At 67.6% G+C, this 2,941-nt stretch carries 4 protein-coding genes; 1 reads left to right on the top strand and 3 read right to left on the bottom strand.

Annotation, left to right across the window (positions count from 1 at the left end):
• Positions 1 to 1,216: methyl-accepting chemotaxis protein (locus tag BRAS3809_RS25545; RefSeq protein WP_035658518.1), on the top strand; the 1,216-nt coding region annotated here is incomplete at its 5' end.
• Between the two features lie 72 nt (positions 1,217 to 1,288).
• Here BRAS3809_RS25545 and BRAS3809_RS25550 read toward each other — a convergent pair.
• The 3 genes from BRAS3809_RS25550 to BRAS3809_RS25560 all read right to left on the bottom strand — a co-directional run.
• Complete coding sequence (locus BRAS3809_RS25550; protein ID WP_008964913.1) at positions 1,289 to 1,603, bottom strand: FtsB family cell division protein; 315 nt, start codon at positions 1,601 to 1,603, stop codon at positions 1,289 to 1,291.
• Positions 1,604 to 1,658: 55 nt separating this feature from the next.
• Positions 1,659 to 2,450, bottom strand: coding sequence for an aldolase (locus tag BRAS3809_RS25555; protein WP_008964914.1), 792 nt, complete (start codon positions 2,448 to 2,450; stop codon positions 1,659 to 1,661).
• Between the two features lie 140 nt (positions 2,451 to 2,590).
• A partial coding sequence (locus tag BRAS3809_RS25560; RefSeq protein ID WP_035658522.1) for an NADPH-dependent FMN reductase occupies positions 2,591 to 2,941 on the bottom strand: 351 nt, incomplete at its 5' end.

A 2,941-nucleotide genomic window follows, 5' to 3' on the forward strand; every position in this document is an offset into this window, starting at 1 on the left:
GCTGGGCTACACGCTGAAGGCCGATCCCTGGAATTGGATCGTCGGCACCGGCGTCTATGTCGACGATCTCGACGAGATGTTCTACGCGTCGGTGAAGACGGCGCTGGTCTGGGCCGTGGGCCTGATCGCCCTGCTCTGCGTCATTGCGCTGACCATTGCGCGGGGGCTGGTCCGACCGCTGCAGGCCATCACCCGGGTGATGACCGAGCTTGCGACCGGCAATTTGGCCGTGCTGGTCCCGGGCGCCGAGCGGCGCGACGAACTCGGCGAAATGGCGCGGGCGGTCGAGGTGTTCAAGGTCAATGCGGCGGCGCGCCAGCATCTCGAAGCCGAGCAGAAGGAGCAGGAAGGCCGCCTGGCCGCCCAGCGCAAGGCGGACACCGAAAGGCTCGCCAACGAATTCGAGAACTCGGTCGGCAGCATCATCGAGACCGTCTCGTCGGCGGCGAGCGCGCTCGAAGGCTCGGCCAAGTCCCTGACCGCAACGGCGGACAGGTCGCAGGGGCTCGCCACCGTCGTCGCCAACGCCTCCGGTGACGCCTCGAACAACGTCCAGTCGGTCGCGGCCTCGACCGAGGAGATGTCCTCCTCCGTCAACGAGATCAGCCGGCAGGTGCAGCAATCGGCCGCGATCGCCAATGAAGCCGTCGAGCAGGCGCGTCGCACCAACCAGCGCGTCGGAGAATTGTCGCAGGCCGCGGCCCGCATCGGCGACGTGGTCGAGCTGATCAACACGATCGCGGGCCAGACCAACCTGCTGGCGCTGAACGCGACCATCGAGGCGGCGCGCGCCGGTGACGCCGGCCGCGGCTTCGCGGTGGTCGCCTCCGAGGTCAAGGCGCTGGCCGAGCAGACCGCCAGGGCGACCGACGAGATCAGCCAGCAGATCGGCGCGATCCAGGCGGCCACGCAGCACTCGGTCTCGGCGATCAGGGAGATCGGCGACACGATCGGGCGGATGTCCGAGATCGCCTCGACCATCGCCGCGGCGGTGGAGGAACAGGGTGCGGCGACACAGGAGATCTCGCGCAACATCCAGCAGGCCGCTCAGGGCACCCGCCAGGTCTCGGCCAACATCGCCCAGGTGCAGCGCGAGGCGAGCGAGACCGGATCGGCATCGTCGCAGGTGCTCAATTCCGTGCAATGCCTGTCGCAGGACAGCCAGCGGCTGAAGCTCGAGGTCAGCCGTTTCCTCGCTTCGGTTCGAGCCGCCTAGCGCGCGGTCTCGTCAGAGCCGGCCCGGCTGCGGGCCGGCTTGTCCACCCCGGCGAGACCACGGGATCGAGCGCTACGGGCGATTGATCCGGATCAGATCGTGCGGATTGGCATAGCCAAGCTGAAATCGCGCGCGCTCGTCGAGCATGTCGGGGTCGACCCGGTCGGAGCGCAGCAGCGAGACCCGCTTCTCGCCCTCGGCCCGCTCCTGCTTCAATCGCACGAGCTCCGAGGTCAGCGACACGATCTCCTGGTCGAGCTCCTGCCGGGCATTGAGGCCGTAGCGGCCGGTGTAGGCGTTGATGCCGAAATAGCCGATGATGGCGGCCGCCATCGTGTAGAGGGCGAGCCCGGTGAGGAATGATTTCAGGCGTGCGCGGGAGACCATGGGCGCCAAGATGCGGCGCGCCGGTTAAGGAATCGCTAACCCTGCGATCCCCTCTTTACATCCGGTAGGCCGGCTCCTCGGCATCCAGCATGCGCTTGATCGCCTCGAGATGCAGCCGCGCCGATTCCGCATCGCCCTCGCGCATCTGCCGGGCGGTGGCCTCGGCGATCTCACGCGCGACCGGCACGACCTTGCGCCCGGTCGACAGCGCCAGACACTGCACCTCGCAAGCGCGCTCGAGGTAATAGAGATCGTCCCAGGCTTCGGCAATCGTCGGTGCCAGCACCATCACGCCGTGATGTTTCATGAACACGATGTCGGCCTCGCCGATCGCTGCCGCAATCCGGTCGCCCTCGCGATTGTCGAGCGCGAGCCCGTTGTAGGTCTCGTCGACGGCGGTCCGGCCGTAGAACTTGAGCGCGGTCTGGCCGGCGAAGATCAGCGGCGGGCCCTCGGTCATCGACAGCGCGGTGGCATGGGGCATGTGGGTGTGGAAGGCGACCCTCGCGCGCGGCAGCGCCTTGTGGATGCGGGCGTGGATGTAGAACGCGGTGGCTTCCGGACGGCCTTCGCCGGCGATCACGTTGCCGTCGAAGTCGCACACCAGGAGCTTCGAGGCGGTCAGTTCGCGGAAGGCGTAGCCATAGGGATTGACGATGAAGAGATCGTCATAGCCCGGCACCAGCGCCGAGAAGTGGTTGCAGATCCCCTCCTCCAGCCCGTGCCGCGCCGCCATGCGGAAGCAGGCGGCGAGATCGACCCGCGCCTGCCAGACCGCCTCCGTGTCGAGCTTCGGCTGGTTCGCTCCCGGCGTCGACGAACTGGCGGGCGTGAAGGCGTGGGCCATGGCAGAGTCCTGGGGTCGCGCAGCGTTGCGCGGATGTCCGGCCACGCCTTGAAAAACGATCGGGCAAGGCGCGTCAACGCCCTGCCAGCCATATCCGTTATGCCGCAAACGACCGTGCCGGGCCGTTGCGCACAGACTGGTCAGCCGTTCTGCTTGGCGACGAAGGCCGCGAACGCCTCCAGATATTGCTGCAGCACGGTCTTGAGGGCGTCCTTGACCAGCTCCCCCTTGTCGTCGAAGGCGTCACCGACGCCGTTCAGGTAGATCTCCGGCTGGCCCATGATCGGACCGGAGATGCCCGGCATGATGTTCTGCAGGTGCTTGGCCGCGGCGACGCCGCCGAGCGGGCCCGGCGAGTTCGAGATCAGGCCGACCGGCTTGCCGAGGAACGAGCTCTTGCCGTAGGGGCGCGAGGCGATGTCGATGGCGTTCTTGAGCACGCCCGGGATCGAGCGGTTGTACTCCGGCGTCAGGATGAGCACGCCGTTCGA

This window comes from Bradyrhizobium sp. STM 3809 (genome assembly GCF_000239795.1).
Classification (GTDB): Bacteria; Pseudomonadota; Alphaproteobacteria; order Rhizobiales; family Xanthobacteraceae; genus Bradyrhizobium.

Excerpts from the sequence above, each read along its gene's own strand:
- BRAS3809_RS25550 (WP_008964913.1), bottom strand. The coding sequence starts at position 1,603 with ATGGTCTCCCGCGCACGCCTGAAATCATTCCTCACCGGGCTCGCCCTC.
- BRAS3809_RS25555 (WP_008964914.1), bottom strand. The coding sequence starts at position 2,450 with ATGGCCCACGCCTTCACGCCCGCCAGTTCGTCGACGCCGGGAGCGAAC.